This window comes from Pedobacter sp. BG31 (assembly GCF_042464845.1).
GTDB lineage: Bacteria > Bacteroidota > Bacteroidia > Sphingobacteriales > Sphingobacteriaceae > Pedobacter > Pedobacter suwonensis.
The window spans coordinates 1-15318 of record NZ_JBHNZK010000005.1 but is presented as its reverse complement, the minus strand read 5'-3'; the positions used below and the strand labels follow the sequence as shown (position 1 = coordinate 15318).

Annotated in this window: 16 protein-coding genes; 12 read left to right on the top strand and 4 right to left on the bottom strand. The window is 39.3% G+C overall.

Translation table 11 applies throughout. From position 1 onward, the window contains the following. Positions 1 to 206: 206 nt before the first annotated feature. The 3 genes from ACFE6N_RS08155 to ACFE6N_RS08145 all read right to left on the bottom strand — a co-directional run bounded on the left by ACFE6N_RS08155 (position 207) and on the right by ACFE6N_RS08145 (position 3518). Entirely contained in the window at positions 207 to 881 is a 675-nt protein-coding gene (locus ACFE6N_RS08155) for a LytR/AlgR family response regulator transcription factor (RefSeq protein WP_378935442.1), read from the bottom strand. Next, positions 878 to 1237 (bottom strand): GIY-YIG nuclease family protein, encoded by a 360-nt coding sequence (locus ACFE6N_RS08150; RefSeq protein ID WP_378935440.1) that lies wholly within the window; start codon positions 1235 to 1237, stop codon positions 878 to 880. Before ACFE6N_RS08150 ends, ACFE6N_RS08155 begins: the two co-directional genes overlap by 4 nt. A gap of 742 nt (positions 1238 to 1979) precedes the next feature. Next, entirely contained in the window at positions 1980 to 3518 is a 1539-nt protein-coding gene (locus ACFE6N_RS08145) for a sensor histidine kinase (RefSeq protein WP_378935438.1), read from the bottom strand. A gap of 279 nt (positions 3519 to 3797) precedes the next feature. Here ACFE6N_RS08145 and ACFE6N_RS08140 point away from each other — a divergent pair, with 279 nt between their 5' ends. From ACFE6N_RS08140 to ACFE6N_RS08105, 8 genes are all read left to right on the top strand, one after another. After that, positions 3798 to 4145, top strand: coding sequence for a Spx/MgsR family RNA polymerase-binding regulatory protein (locus ACFE6N_RS08140; RefSeq protein ID WP_378935436.1), 348 nt, complete (start codon positions 3798 to 3800; stop codon positions 4143 to 4145). A gap of 68 nt (positions 4146 to 4213) precedes the next feature. Continuing rightward, positions 4214 to 4954, top strand: a complete 741-nt coding sequence (locus tag ACFE6N_RS08135; protein WP_378935434.1) for a carboxypeptidase-like regulatory domain-containing protein — start codon at positions 4214 to 4216, stop codon at positions 4952 to 4954. A 93-nt stretch (positions 4955 to 5047) separates the two neighbouring features. Then, entirely contained in the window at positions 5048 to 7033 is a 1986-nt protein-coding gene (locus ACFE6N_RS08130) for a M1 family metallopeptidase (RefSeq protein ID WP_378935432.1), read from the top strand. Between the two features lie 267 nt (positions 7034 to 7300). Then, on the top strand, positions 7301 to 7708 hold the full coding sequence (locus tag ACFE6N_RS08125; protein WP_378935430.1) for a RidA family protein: 408 nt from the start codon (positions 7301 to 7303) through the stop codon (positions 7706 to 7708). A gap of 1280 nt (positions 7709 to 8988) precedes the next feature. Continuing rightward, a complete protein-coding gene (locus tag ACFE6N_RS08120) occupies positions 8989 to 9597 on the top strand; it encodes a class I SAM-dependent methyltransferase (protein ID WP_378935428.1) in 609 nt (202 codons plus the stop codon). 23 nt (positions 9598 to 9620) lie between these two features. Beyond that, positions 9621 to 9842 carry a VF530 family DNA-binding protein gene (locus ACFE6N_RS08115; RefSeq protein WP_090984073.1) on the top strand — a complete coding sequence of 74 codons (222 nt, stop codon included), beginning with the start codon at positions 9621 to 9623 and terminating at the stop codon, positions 9840 to 9842. Positions 9843 to 9961: 119 nt separating this feature from the next. Further along, complete coding sequence (locus ACFE6N_RS08110; protein ID WP_378935426.1) at positions 9962 to 10360, top strand: hypothetical protein; 399 nt, start codon at positions 9962 to 9964, stop codon at positions 10358 to 10360. Positions 10361 to 10440: 80 nt separating this feature from the next. Beyond that, complete coding sequence (locus ACFE6N_RS08105) at positions 10441 to 10611, top strand: hypothetical protein (RefSeq protein ID WP_378935424.1); 171 nt, start codon at positions 10441 to 10443, stop codon at positions 10609 to 10611. Positions 10612 to 10729: 118 nt separating this feature from the next. On the opposite strand, the gene ACFE6N_RS08100 is transcribed toward ACFE6N_RS08105, so the two are convergent. Beyond that, positions 10730 to 11278 (bottom strand): rhodanese-like domain-containing protein, encoded by a 549-nt coding sequence (locus ACFE6N_RS08100; RefSeq protein WP_378935422.1) that lies wholly within the window; start codon positions 11276 to 11278, stop codon positions 10730 to 10732. Between the two features lie 296 nt (positions 11279 to 11574). On the opposite strand from ACFE6N_RS08100, the gene rpsL reads away from it, so the two are divergent. The 4 genes from rpsL (at position 11575) to rpsJ (ending at position 15155) form a co-directional block, all read left to right on the top strand. Beyond that, positions 11575 to 11988 (top strand): 30S ribosomal protein S12, encoded by a 414-nt coding sequence (gene rpsL / locus ACFE6N_RS08095; RefSeq protein ID WP_010599925.1) that lies wholly within the window; start codon positions 11575 to 11577, stop codon positions 11986 to 11988. A 17-nt stretch (positions 11989 to 12005) separates the two neighbouring features. Further along, positions 12006 to 12473 (top strand): 30S ribosomal protein S7, encoded by a 468-nt coding sequence (gene rpsG, locus ACFE6N_RS08090; protein WP_025145241.1) that lies wholly within the window; start codon positions 12006 to 12008, stop codon positions 12471 to 12473. Between the two features lie 128 nt (positions 12474 to 12601). Next, a complete protein-coding gene (gene fusA, locus ACFE6N_RS08085) occupies positions 12602 to 14716 on the top strand; it encodes an elongation factor G (protein WP_090984067.1) in 2115 nt (704 codons plus the stop codon). Between the two features lie 133 nt (positions 14717 to 14849). Beyond that, positions 14850 to 15155, top strand: a complete 306-nt coding sequence (gene rpsJ / locus ACFE6N_RS08080) for a 30S ribosomal protein S10 (RefSeq protein WP_008244591.1) — start codon at positions 14850 to 14852, stop codon at positions 15153 to 15155. The last annotated feature ends 163 nt before the right edge of the window (positions 15156 to 15318 follow it).

Sequence of the window (15318 nt, the reverse complement as noted above, 5' to 3'; positions counted from 1 at the left end):
TATTAATGGTTTAAACGGCAGATGTTTTGGAAAAGCAGGGTTGGGCGCACTTGGGTTGTAACAGTCCTGCTATCCGCTTCAAAGCCTTGGTTCGTGCCTCACCTGCGGGTTTTCCGCTGCTATCAGGTTTATTTAACGGGAGTTCTGCATTTTATATCGCCGGTCAATACTTATCAGTTTTGAGAACCTGCGAAGTTTAAATTGTATCAGGTGAGTTGTATTCCGCCATAAGTGGCCCCAATAGGAACAATTTTTTCTCCAATCCAAATTTGGCTGCGGTCGAATTTGGATATTTTATTTTTGGCTACAATAAAAGCCCGGTGGCAGCGGATAAAGTCTGTTTTTGGTAATAAATCAGCCAGGTCGTTAATGGTAATGCGTGAGCTGAGTAGCTTGCTTTTAAGCTGTATCTGGGGGTAATTACCCGAAGCTTCGATGTAAAGAATTTCATCAAGGGCCACTTTTACCTGTTCATAGCCATCTTTTATAAAGATGTGACTGGCTTTTATCGCTTGTTTTCCGCTTCGCAGGCTGAGCAGTTCGAGTGCTTTATTACAGGCTTTTAAAAATCGCGAAAGCGAAAAGGGTTTGAGCAGGTAATCAATCGCATCAAGTTCAAAACTTTGTACTGCATGTTCGGTATAGGCCGTAGTAAAAATAACCATGGGCGGTTTGCTCAGGCTCTTTAAAAAATCGATTCCGCTGATATCGGGCATTTTAATATCGAGAAAAATCAGGTCAACTTTGTTGTGTTGAAGATAGGTGATGGCCGCAAAGGCATCTGTAAAGGTTTCCTGCAAAGTAATAAACGGAACTTTTGAGGCATGCGATTTTATAATTTCTAATGCAATCGGTTCATCATCTATAGCAATGGCAGTCATTTTTGGTTTGTTTTTTGGGATGTTAGGCTGAGCGAAGTCAGTTTTTTTGTAAAATTCGTATGGCTAGTAGTGTTTTTACAAACGGCTAATTCTTTAAGTTTGTTCCAGTTATCATTTATAATGGCCTCTTTCTTTTTTCTTGTCCAGCCTTTAATTTGTTTTTCAAAACTTATTGCTTCGTTAATGTCTTCAAAGTGTTCGCAAAATACTAAGATTAAAGGTCTTTTTCTGGCGGTATAACAAGTTGGGTTTACAGCATTCTGGTGTTCATAAAATCTTCTATCGATATCGTTGGTAACCCCAGTGTAATAGGAGTTATCTGCACATTTTAAAATATAGACGGTGTATGTTTCCATTTAATTATTCCTCTTTGAAGCCACTATTTATAGTGTGTAATTCATCCTGATCGAAGTAGAAGGATTTTTAAATCTAATAAATATATAAAGATCATTAAAAATATCAAATTGTAATAAATTTGTCAATTGCGCTTCGACTCCGCTCAGCGTGACATATCTTTTGAGATTTGTCCAGACTAAGTAGAAATTGGTCGTCCTTAGCTTACTAAGTAGTAATGTCATCCTGAGGGGTAATTTATGGTATAAAAATCAATATGATTGACGTTTTTTCCTTCGCACAATTCTTGCCTCGGCTCACCGCCGCCGAAGGGCTCTTACTTTTTGGCATCAAAAAGTAACAAAAAATGCCGGCTGAAAATTTTTCTTTCAAAGCCAGTGCTATGGCTAGAACAGTGCAGTCCGAAAAATTTATTAGGCCGGTTTTAAGTAGAACGGTGATACGGTGCTATGGCCTAGCTATACGGAAATGCATGATGCCGCATTCTGCTCATTAACAGGTGATTACAAAATAATGTCAATGGTAGCGGAGTCGAAGGATATTTGGATTAATACTATAATCTATCTGTTTGCGCTTTGACTTCGCTCAGCATTTCGCCCCGGTTCATTAAGTAGTGGTGTCATCCTGAGCGGAGTCGAAGGATGTTTAGAGCACATACTGATTAAAGCTATCTGTTTGCGCTTCGACTCCGCTCAGCGCGACAATTCATTAAGTAGTAATGTCATCCTGAGCAGAGTGGAAGGACTAATCCAGCTGCAAAGTCAAATGCACAAAAAACTCATTGGCAGTCTCGCGGATAATCAGTTCATGTTTTCCATAATAAAGTAACGATAAACGTTGTTTAACATTTTCAAGCCCAATGCCGCTTTTTAGCTTTTCAGGATCATTATCAGCTTTAACATATATGCTGTTGCTTACATCAAAATATAAGGTACTTTCTTTAGTTTGCAGGGTAATTTTTATGTACGAAGGTTGTTGTAAACTAATTCCATGTTTAAATGCGTTTTCGATAAATGGGATCAATAACATTGGTGTAATCTGAAGGTTGTTCAACTGTTCTTCAATCCGCGCATCAATTTTGATATCTGCAGCACGTGAGATGCGGAGTTTTTGTAAATCGATATAATTATTCAGGTATTCTACCTCACGGGTAAGCGAAATTTTATCCCGGGTATTCTCATGCAGCATAAAGCGCATCATATCGCCCAACTTCTGGATTCCTTCGCCGGTTCTTTCTGCATTTTCCTGTAAGGCCGTTCCATATAGGGTATTTAACGCATTGAATAAAAAGTGTGGATTGATCTGCGATTTTAAAAAATTCAGGTTTGCATCCGATTTGCCCAACTCAGTTTTTAGCATCTGTATTTCGCTGAGTTTTTCAAATTTATGTTTGTAAATGTACCAGGCAGATGGCGTGGTAACACATATTAAACATATCGCATTTAAAATTAAGGTAATCGGTATAATTTCGCCATTGCGCATAAAAGGAATAAGGATAATAAGCAGGAGGATCGAGATGAGTATAGTTAAACCTGCATTCCCCCAGAAATAACGGCCAAAACCTTTAAAATTTTTTCGAAGATTCGGGATGATGTAATAGATAGCAAGAAAGGCAAAGAAAATATTTACAGGCGGTACCAGTAGCCAGATAATCAATAATTCGTAATCGATCCTGAACGAAAGTACAGCAGCAAACACCATGAGTAAAATCAACCAGATTTTAGTAACAGTGAAAATTTCCGGAATGATGTTGTTATTATAATGGTTTAAAAATGGAATTCTTTTGAGTAGTGTTAATCCACGTTCATTAAAATATGAGTAAGCATTGATGAGCAGGTAAAGGAAAAAGATATAACTGAATGCTTCGCCAAAAAATATACCGTAAGCCTGGTCTATATCGTCATATTCTATCAATCTGTATGCCTGGGTATATGTATTGGCAACCATCCAGGCTACAATAGAAAAAGCAGTAACCGCAACCGTTATAATCAGGTTCATGATGATATTTTGCTTCCTTGCCAGTTGAGGCATTGACACAAAATTGAACAGCAGAAAACTGAAGTAGAGCATGCTGACTTTAAATAGCTCAGGAATGAAATAATTTTGAAGAACATTATAACTTACACCATTATCTGGGTAATAGTATGAGCGGCCAGGTCCGTAATTGATTTTTGTACAAATACTGATCAGGGAGAGGATATATAAAGTTGTAGAAATCCAAAACTCTAGTTGGTTGATGTTTTTGGATTTGATAGCAGCTGGACGACCCGAAATAATTTCCATTGAATTTTAAATTTATGGTACAATTTTACAAAGAGAATTTATACCGATAAGTAAAATGTGATGGAAGGCACTAAAAATGTGACGAATGAATAGGATTTCGGAATAGAGTTGTCAACTTTCTAGCGGGCGAGTTAGAAAGTTGACAACTCTCGAATCTCCACTTCGCGCCGGATAGCAAAATCCAACACTCCGGATAAACAATTTTGTTATCTTTGAAACGGATAGCCGGATTCGTATCTCCATCATCCATATAACATTTTCCATCTTACATTATCCAATATGACCGTTTACGGAATTCCAAATTGCAATACAGTTAAAAAGGCACTCGATTGGTTAAAAATACATCAGGTTGAGTATGAATTTCATGATTTTAAGAAAAAAGGCATTACCGCTGAAAAACTGAACGAGTGGTGTAACATTTTCGGCTGGGAAACGGTATTGAACCGTAAGGGTTTAACCTGGAAAAAACTAACTAAAGAAGAACAGGCCAAAATTGATAACCAGGATTTAGCAGTTGCTTATTTAAAAGAAAACACCAGTGCAATAAAACGTCCGGTTATTGAGCAAAATAGCAAGGCTGTATTAATTGGATTTGATGAGGATAATTATTTAAAAACACTAGGCTAGTTCAGTTGTTCTAATGTTAAAGATTGTTAAATGCAGCTTTTAATGGTTCAACTAAGTTACTTTTGAGTATGTACAAACTGATCATTTTGCTATTACTGGCTTTGCCCATAGGTGTTTTTGCCCAAACCGTAACTACGGGTACAGTTTTCGATTTTTCGAAAAAAAACCTATCTCTTCCTGGTGTTAGCATCAGAAACCTGAACAGTAAAAAATCAACCAGTACCAATAAAGATGGAAAGTATACCATTAGTGCCAATATTGGCGACCTTTTAGAGTTTTCTGCTGTGGGGTATCATACTGATACGTTGTATTTAACCAATCTTTTAAACAGAACCATATACCTACCCGTTAAAACAAATAGTTTAAAAGATGTAGATATTAAAGCGGTGAGGATGAATGGTCAGATTACAGACACTAAAGATCCATTGGCCGAAAAATATACGCTATTGAATACGGGTGGAAACCTCAGCCGTAAACGGATGACCGATAAAGTTGGCGGTTTGAGCTTGAATCTGGGCTATGGTAAATATAAAAGACAACAGCGCAAGGAGGCAGATTTAGAAGAAAAGGAAATGTATCAGGATGAAATTGATGAAAATTTTACCCCGAGGGCCATTACTGAACTGACAAAGCTGGAAGGCGAGGAGCTTAAAAACTTTATGATCATTTATCGGCCTTCAATTGAGGCTGTTAAGGGCGAACGACCATTCCGTTATGCTTTTTACATCTCACGTGCCTTTGCAGCGTGGAACAAATTGACACCGCAGGAAAGAAAGTTGCAGGATCTGCCAAAGTTAAAAGCGAATTAATATAAAAACATACTATAGTAACATTATAACCACATATCAATCGATATGTGGTTATTTTTTATATTTACCGCATATTACAACCTTATTATGATCATGAAATTGACTAAACTGATTAATTTTGGTTTGGTTTGTTGTGTTTTTGCTTTTTCAGCATCTGCTCAACAGGCCACAACCCCTGCGCCAGCAACGAACTATAATCCTGCTGAAGCCTTTGGACCACTTTTTTATACACAAAATGGGAATGAGTTCCGTTCTGCCAACGGTGCCCCGGGGCCTAAGTACTGGCAAAATCGTGTGGATTATAACATTACTGCCAATCTGGATGAAAACAAAAATATGGTTAACGGAACAGTTACCATTACCTATAAAAATAACAGTCCGGATAAATTGCCCTATCTATGGTTACAATTAGATCAAAATACATTTAAAGAGACTTCTCGCGGTTATGCCATCACGCCGTCGCGTAGCCGTTATGGTGCACAGGGTGAAAAGTTTGATGGGGGATATAAAATCCAAAACATCAGTGTAGCTCAAAAAGCAGGTGCCGTAAAATTCACTTCTATAGTTGAAGATACCCGGATGCAGATCCGTTTAGATCAGCCTCTGGCTCCAAACGGAGATTTGATAACCATCAAAATGGATTATTCTTATATCGTGCCTAAAGAAGGATCGGATAGAACCGGACATTTAACGACCAAAAACGGTGAGATTTTTGCCATTGCCCAGTGGTTTCCACGCATGTGTGTGTATGATGATGTAATTGGCTGGAATACTTTACCTTATTGGGGCGGTGGGGAGTTTTATTGCGAATACGGTGATATTAACTTTGCCATTACTGCGCCGGCCAGCCATATCGTAATGGGCTCGGGCGAGTTGTTAAACCCTGCAGAAGTTTTTACACCGGAGCAATTAAAAAGATGGAATGCCGCTAAATTGAGCGATGCTACTGTGCACATCCGTAGCGAGGCGGAAGTAACTGATCCAAAATCGCGCCCGGACAAAGATAAATTAACCTGGAAGTTTAAAATTGTTAATGCGCGCGATGCGGCCTGGGCTTCGTCAAAAGCATTCGTATTGGATGCTGCAAGGTATAAACTGGCAAGCGGTAAAACGGGGTTGGCCGTTTCTGCACAACCGGTAGAAAGCAACGGTGTTGATTCTTATGGCCGTGGTGTAGAATATGTAAAATCGACCATTGAGCATTATTCATCAAAATGGTTCGAATATCCATATCCAATGGCGGTTAACGTAGCTACAAATATTGGTGGTATGGAATATCCAGGTATTGTTTTCTGTGGTTGGAAAGCAAAAAAAGCCAGTGCCTGGGGGGTAATCGATCATGAATTTGGTCACACCTGGTTTCCGATGATTGTAGGTTCTAATGAGCGTAAATATGGTTGGATGGACGAAGGGTTTAACACTTTTATTAATGGCATTTCTAAGAAAAACTTTAATAATGGCGAATATGCAGGTCCTCCTGCTGATTTTCACAAGATCGGTAAAAGTGTGATCGGTAATCCGATTTACGAAAATATTATGCAGATGCCTGATGGTATGGCTGAAAGAAACATCGGCGTTAACCTATACAGCAAACCGGGGTGGGGCCTCGATATTTTAAGAAACCAGATTTTAGGTGAAGACCGTTTTGATTATGCTTTCCGCCAGTACATCAAAAACTGGGCATTCAAACATCCAACACCATTTGATTTCTTCCGTTCGATGGAGAATGGGGCAGGAGAAGATTTAGCCTGGTTCTGGAGAAGCTGGTGGTTAAATAGCTGGAAAATGGATCAGGGTATTGCTGGTGTTGAAGCTGTTAAACAGGGCGATAAACTGGCAGGATACAACATCAGAATTGTAAACCTGGATAAGATGCCAATGCCGATCATCCTTCAGATCAAAACCAAAAGCGGAAAAACGGAGACCCTAAAAGTTCCGGTTGACGTTTGGATGAAAAATACCAGTTGGTTGGTTCGTTTCCCATCAACTGAAGAAATTGAATCGGTTACTTTGGATCCGGATAAAGTATTGCCAGATTCAAACCCGGATAATGACACGTGGAGTGCTGCGGGCAACTAAGCTGATGTCATTAATTTAAGCGCCATGGTTGTCAGTCTGAGCGTAGTCGAAGACTTCTTTAGATTGATAATCGCAAATAAATGCCCTTCGACTACGCTCAGGGTGACATCTTTTGAGATTTATCCTTTAATTAACGGCATTAGGTAACTAAACTTGCCTTAAATAATTTTGGACCTCCTGATTTTTAAAGATCAGGAGGTTTTTTATTGCAAAGCACCGACGATTTAATTTCGGATATCAATTAGTTTAGCGATAAAATTATACAATATGAGCACTTCTTTAATAGAAATAAGCAATCCTGAAGGAATTTACGATCCCCGCATGCACGGCTATTCGCATGTTGCTGCCGTTCCGGCCTGGAGTCAGCTTGTATTTGTTGCCGGTCAGGGAGGGAGCAAAACCGATGGTGTTTTAAGTAGCGATTTTAGAACCCAGGTAGCCATCGTATTCGAAAACATTGCCATTGCTTTAGCCAGCAAAGGGTTAAAAATGGGAAATATTGCCAAATTAACCACTTTAGTGGTCGATTACGATGAGGATAAACACCAGATCTTGATTGAAGAATCGAATAAGATCTGGCCTGATCAAAAATTCCCGGTAAATACGCTTATTCCTGTACAGAGATTGGCCCTGGATGGCATGCTGATCGAAATTGATGCTACGGCTATTGGTTAACTTCTAAACTAGTAAAGCGGATGTTGGCTATAATAGCCAAGCACCAGCAGCTGTTCGTTTTCAAAAATATGTTTAGGCTTAGGAAATGAATGGTCAGATGCTTTTGGCGGTCTTCAGTCCCGCTCCCGCTTCTGCACCCGATGAAAAATCGGTCGCATCCCGCTCTGATCGGGTTTATGTACAGTGGTTAGGTTCTTTTGGCTACATGCCGCGAGCAGGTCATTCATCATAACGTGACAGTAGCGGGCATGAAGTGCAACGAAATAAAGCGGGTGGCAGGGCTACGAGGGCCAGGAACTACCGCGCGTTCATTTCCAAATTAAAAACATTTATACTTAGGGTAAGGAAATGAATGGTCAGATGCTTTTGGCGGTCTTCAGTCCCGCTCCCGCTTCTGCACCCGATGAAAAACCGGTCGCATCCCGCTCTGATCGGGTTTATGTACAGTGGTTAAGTTCTTTTGGCTACATGCCGGGAGCAGGTCATTCATCACAAACGTGACAGTAGCGGGCATGAAGTGCAACGAAATAAAGCGGATGGCAGGGCTGCAAATGCCATGAATTACTGCACGTTCATTTCCAAATTAAAAACATTTATACTTAGGGTAAGGAAATGAATGGTCAGATGCTTTTGGCGGTCTTCAGTCCCGCTCGCGCTTCTGCACCCGATGAAAAATCGGTCGCATCCCGCTCCGACCGGGTTTATGTACAGTGGTTAGGTTCTTTTGGCTACATGCCGGGAGCAGGTCATTCATCACAAACGTGACAGTAGCGAACATGTAGTGCAACGAAATAAAGCGGATGGAAGGGCTGCAAATGCCATGAATTACTGCACGTCCGTTTCCAAATTAAAAACATTTATACTTAGGGTAAGGAAATGAATGGTCAGATGCTTTTGGCGGTCTTCAGTCCCGCTCCCGCTTCTGCACCCGATGAAAAATCGGTCGCATCCGGCTCCGATCGGGTTTATACACAGTGGTTAAGTTCTTTTGGCTACATGCCGGGAGCAGGTCATTCATCACAAACGTGACAGTAGCGAACATGTAGTGCAACGAAATAAAGCGGATGGCAGGGCTGCAAATGCCATGAATTACTGCACGTCCGTTTCCAAATTAAAAACATTTATACTTAGGGTAAGGAAATGAGCAGTCCCCTTCTTTTAACGGTTTTCTGGTTTCCAAAAAAGCAAAATATGATTAATTTGGCCTTGCTAAATCGTCATTAGATTTACCAGATATTTTAAATCTCTAAAATAACATTAATAACAATAGAAATTTAAGGGTGGAAAAAGGAGAGCGCAAAAACGTTTATAAGGTTTACAATAAAATAGGGAGTTGGTTTGCCGAAAATCGGGCTGCCGATTTGGTAGAAAAGGCTTACTTAAATGATATCCTCGAACACCTTCCGGCAGGTGCAAAGGTTTTAGACCTGGGTTGCGGTGACGGGAAACCGATATTAGAATATTTCATTAAGCATGGCATAAATGTTTTAGGCGTTGATGCCAGTACGCAAATGATTGAATTGGCTAAGGCCAACTTCCCAACTACAGGGTTTCTGTTAAAGGATATGCGGGAGCTGGATCTGGAGGAGGAATTTGATGCAATTATTGCCTGGCATAGCTTTTTTCATCTTCCGGCTGGTGACCAGCCTGACATGTTTACCATTTTTAAGCGTCACTTAAAACCCGAAGGTATTTTGTTATTCACATCAGGAACAGAGCGGGGAGAGGTATGGAGCATGAACGGGGGCGAAAATCTTTTTCATGCTTCTTTAGCTACTGCGGAATATCAAACACTACTTCTGGAGAATGAATTTAAGTTACTCAGGCATAAAATAAATGATCCTGATTGCGGCGGCGTAAATGTTTGGATGGCGCAGTACAAACCCTGATAATTTTGACTTAACTTTGCTTCATGGCCGAACAGCAAAAAAACAATCCCTTACACGGTATCACCTTAGAAAAGATAGTAACTGATCTTCACGCACATTATGGCTGGGAAAAACTGGGTTCATTGATCAGGATCGATTGTTTTAATAATAACCAGTCGATCAAATCGAGCCTGAAGTTTTTAAGAAGAATGCCCTGGGCAAGAAAAAAGGTAGAAGATTTATATCTTGATACCTTTAATAAATGATGCTATCATTCAGTTTCTTCTGTCATTCGCTCATGGAATCATTCTCTCATTCAAGTATTTCTCACGTCTTTGCAACCTTTCCATTAAAGCCATCGTCATCTTGATCTAAACCTTATCTAATGAAAAATATTTTCTGCTGTTTTTTACTAATAGTTGCGTTAAGCAGCTGTGCGCTCGGCGTTATCACAACAAATTATTCCATGTCGAAGGGTAAACTGGATATCCCTCAGAAAGAAACTTACACTGTAGTTTACCGGGCCGGTTTTGATGACCATTTAACAGCTGATGTAGCTTACACTAATGAACGTGGCAAACAGACAGAATTAAAAGAAGTAAATGGGGCATGGGATAAGACTGTGGTATTAAAGTCGGGTACTCATGTTCAGCTTAAAACACTGGCTATTGCCAAAAAAGAAGCTAAAGGTGAATATAAAATCCTGGTGGATGGGAAAGTTGTTTCTGAATATGTTTTGAGAGGAAAAAGGCTCAATTATACGGTTGAATTCGACTTACCCTAGTTCATAAAATCTTCATTTTGATTTTCGAGATTTAAATCAACAAAATAACAAGGTTTATTCATTATTAAATCCACTTGAAAATGAAAGCAATTAAAGTTTTAAGCATCGCTTTATTAGCCATGTTTGCCTTTGCAACCGTTAATGCAAAAACTGTAGCGCCTGTAAAACCAACGACAGAAAAATCACAGACTAAAAAAAGTCGTCCAAAACATCATCATCATAAACACACACACAAAGTAGCCAAAGTTTAATAAGGAAAGTCTTTCAGGTAAAACTGGAAGACTTTTTTATATCTTCTGGACAATTATGAATTGACTTAGGTTATGTGTTTCAGTCTCGGAATCAGTCTCTTTTAACAAGTATTGACCACTATCGGCTATTCGTTCCTTCAAAGGTCACTCTTTTATCATTTGTGCTTACCAATTCAGAAAGCTCGTATACATTTCTATAGCCATAACCATATAGATTAATATATGTAGGGATATTTAATGCCAATGAAATGGGTGCTATTTTTTTCTTTATCAAATCAGGCACAACTTCTTTGCTGGCGAAATTTACCTGATCATCTATAAAATTATTATTGCAGTAGATTAGTATTCTGGCATCTGCATGGGGAATAATCTTTAACAGGTTTTGCTGTGTGAAATCAGCAAAATTTAAATGTATCGCCCCTTTAATATGCTTTCTTTTAAAAAGGCTATCTGAACGGGTATCTAAAATAACCGTGCCTTTCTCTTCCGCCATTTTTAGAAGTGTTGGCAGATCAACCAGCTTATTTTTACGGTGTGCTTTAACCTTTGGTATAAGTTTTTCATAAGCCTCAAAATCTACGTTAGCCTTTCTTTTAAGAGGTGTGGTTTGTGCATTACATAGAATTGCAAGGTTGCAAAGCATGATCGCGATGATGCTTAGTTTCATTTTTTAGATTGGTTTTATAAAGATAATGAGTTTTACATAACGGCATATATAACAATTAAGTATTTGTCTTAGAGGGCTTGAAGCGCGAGCTGTTGACTAAAAAGTCTTAACTGCAGACTTGACAGCAAAACCTTAACCCTCAACTAAAAACCAACAATTGCCAACTGAAAACTTTTTGCGCTAACCCCTTGATTTTTAAAAAGAATTGTTCTACTTTTGCAGTCCGTTTTATGGGCTATCTGCAAAGATGCCGGGGGAGCGGTAAATTTTTTAAATAAAAAACATAAAAAAGCACAATGCCAACCATTCAACAATTAGTTAGAAAAGGTAGAGTAGCACTGGAGTTCAAGAGTAAGTCTCCAGCGTTGGACAGCTGTCCACAGCGAAGAGGTGTATGTACACGTGTGTACACCACTACCCCTAAAAAACCAAACTCAGCAATGCGTAAAGTAGCCCGTGTTCGTTTAACGAACGGTAAAGAGGTGAATGCTTACATCCCTGGAGAAGGTCACAACTTACAGGAGCACTCCATCGTATTGATCCGTGGTGGTCGTGTTAAAGATTTACCAGGTGTACGTTACCACATCATCCGTGGTGCGCTAGATACATCAGGCGTTGCTGGTCGTAACCAACGTCGTTCTAAATATGGTACTAAACGTCCTAAACCAGGTCAGGCAGCTGCTGCACCTGCAAAAGGAAAGAAAAAATAATCGGGAGGAAATAAGAAATGAGAAAGTCAAAACCAAAAAAGAGAATTATTCTTCCTGATCCAAAATTCAATGATGTTCAGGTAACCCGTTTTGTAAACAACATGATGTACGATGGAAAAAAATCTATCGCTTACTCAATTTTTTACGATGCTGTTGAAATTGCTGAGAAAAAAGCAGGTGAAAACGGCTTAGAGGTGTTCAAACGTGCATTAACTAATATTATGCCGGCTGTAGAGGTTAAATCTCGTCGTGTTGGTGGTGCTAACTTCCAGGTTCCAACTGAGGTTAGACCAGAGCGTAAAACAGCTTTAGGTATGAAATGGTTAATTTTATATGCTCGTCGTCGTGGTGAAAAAACGATGAAAGAGAAATTAGCTGGTGAAATCGTAGCTGCTGCTAAAGGCGAAGGTGCTGCTGTTAAAAAGAAAGAAGATACGCACAAAATGGCTGAGGCTAACAAAGCGTTCTCTCACTTCAGATTCTAATTTAGGATTAACAGGTCAGTAAGATTACACAGATTTAATTAGAAGATTATACTGATTAGATAATTTGCACCGATTTGTTTCACATAATCGGTGCAATCATTTAAGATCAGATAAATCAAAAACATAACATGGCAAGAGATTTAAAATTTACAAGAAATATTGGAATTGCAGCTCACATTGATGCTGGTAAAACTACCACTACCGAGCGTATCCTTTATTATGCTGGTGTTAGTCATAAAATTGGTGAAGTGCACGAAGGTGCTGCAACAATGGACTGGATGGCACAAGAGCAAGAGCGTGGTATTACCATTACCTCTGCTGCTACAACAGTAAACTGGAACTACCGTGGTAGCAAATACCACATCAACATTATCGATACACCGGGACACGTGGATTTTACCGTAGAGGTAAACCGTTCATTACGTGTATTAGATGGTTTGGTGTTCTTATTTTCTGCAGTTGATGGTGTTGAGCCACAATCAGAAACTAACTGGCGCTTAGCTAACAATTACAATGTTGCCCGTATCGGTTTCGTTAACAAAATGGACCGTTCTGGTGCTGACTTTTTAAAAGTTGTTAAGCAAGTGAAAGATATGTTAGGCAGCAATGCAGTTCCTTTGCAATTACCTATCGGTTCTGAAGATGCTTTCAAAGGTGTGGTTGATTTGATCAACAACCGTGGTATTGTTTGGAATGAGCACGATAAAGGTATGACCTTTACTGAAGTGCCAATCCCTGACGATATGTTAGATGAAGTTGCAGAGTGGAGAGAAAAATTGTTAGAATCAGTTGCTGATTATGATGAGACTTTGATGGAGAAATTCTTCGAAGATCCAAACTCAATCACTGAACGCGAAATTTTAGACGCTTTACGTGCAGCTGTATTGGATGCTAAAATTGTTCCTATGGTTTGTGGTTCATCTTTCAAAAACAAAGGTGTACAGACCATGTTGGATTATGTGATGGAATTATTGCCTTCACCTTTAGATTCTGAAGGTGTTGTAGGTACTAACCCAAATACAGATCAGGAAGTTTTATTAAAACCATCTGAGCAAGAGCCGTTTGCAGCATTAGCTTTTAAAATTGCAACCGATCCTTTTGTAGGCCGTTTATGCTTTATCCGTGTTTATTCAGGTAACTTAGAAGCGGGTTCATATGTATATAATACCCGTTCAAATAATAAAGAACGTATTTCGCGTATCTTCCAAATGCATGCTAACAAGCAAAATCCAATCCCTAACGTAGGTGCCGGTGATATTGCTGCTGTTGTTGGATTTAAAGATATTAAAACAGGTGATACGCTTTGCGATGAGAAACACCCGATCGTTCTGGAATCAATGGTATTCCCTGAGCCGGTTATCGGTTTAGCTATTGAGCCTAAAACTCAGGCTGACGTTGACAGATTAGGTATGGGTTTATCTAAATTAGCTGAAGAAGATCCTACGTTCAGAGTTCAGACAGATCAGGAAACTGGTCAGACTGTAATTTCTGGTATGGGTGAGTTACACTTAGATATCTTAATTGACCGTTTAAAACGTGAATTTAAAGTAGAGGTTAACCAGGGTGCGCCGCAAGTAGCTTATAAAGAGGCTATTTTCGGTACAACTGAACACCGTGAGGTTTACAAAAAACAATCAGGTGGTCGTGGTAAATTCGCCGATATTAAAGTGGTGATTTCTCCAATTGATGCCGATTTTGAAAAAGGTGGTTTGCAATTCGTAAACGAAATTGTAGGTGGTTCAATTCCTCGTGAATTTATCCCTTCAGTTGAGAAAGGATTTGCATCTGCAATGTCAAATGGTGTATTAGCTGGCTACCCGCTTCCTGATATGAAAGTACGTTTGATTGATGGTTCATTCCACGCAGTCGATTCAGATGCTTTATCATTCGAGCTTGCTGCCCGTATGGCATACCGTGAGGCTTTACCTAAATGTAAACCTGCTTTGATGGAACCAATCATGAAAATCGAAATCTTAACCCCTGAAGAAAACATGGGTGATGTGATCGGTGATATGAACCGTCGTCGTGGTCAGTTACAAGGTATGGATACCCGTAACGGATCTCAGGTAATTAAAGCATTGGTACCACTTTCAGAAATGTTCGGTTATGTAACACAGTTACGTACCATTACTTCAGGCCGTGCAACTTCTACAATGGAATTTGACCACTATGAGCCAGCGCCTAAAAACGTTCAGGACGAAGTGGTAGCTAAATCCAAAGGAAGAATTAAATCTGAAGACTAATAAGGTAAAAGGCTAAAGGCATAAGGTTTAAGGTTTTCGAACCCTAAGCCTTACACCTTCCACCCTCAACCTTGAAAGATAAATCCGGTTTCTGTTGTTAATAGCTCTAACAGGAAGCCATAATTAAAATAACATGAGCCAAAGAATCAGAATTAAATTAAAATCTTACGATTACAACTTGGTAGATAAATCTGCTGAGAAAATCGTAAAAACTGTTAAACCTACGGGTGCAGTGGTAAGTGGTCCGATTCCACTTCCTACAGAGAAAAAAATCTTTACTGTTTTGCGTTCTCCACACGTAAACAAAAAAGCTAGAGAGCAATTCCAGTTATGCGCTTACAAACGTTTATTGGATATTTATAGCTCTAACTCTAAAACAGTTGATGCTTTAATGAAACTTGAATTGCCTAGCGGTGTTGAAGTTGAAATCAAAGTTTAACTGATTTTAAAAGAACAAAAAAGGTCCCGATTCAAATTAGACTGCCCCCAAAAAGTTAGACACTTATTGGGGGCATTTTTATGACAAAAAACAGAAAGCACGGAACGGAATTTAAACTGCAGATTATTAAAGATTATCAAAAGGGAAACTCAGTTACTTCCTT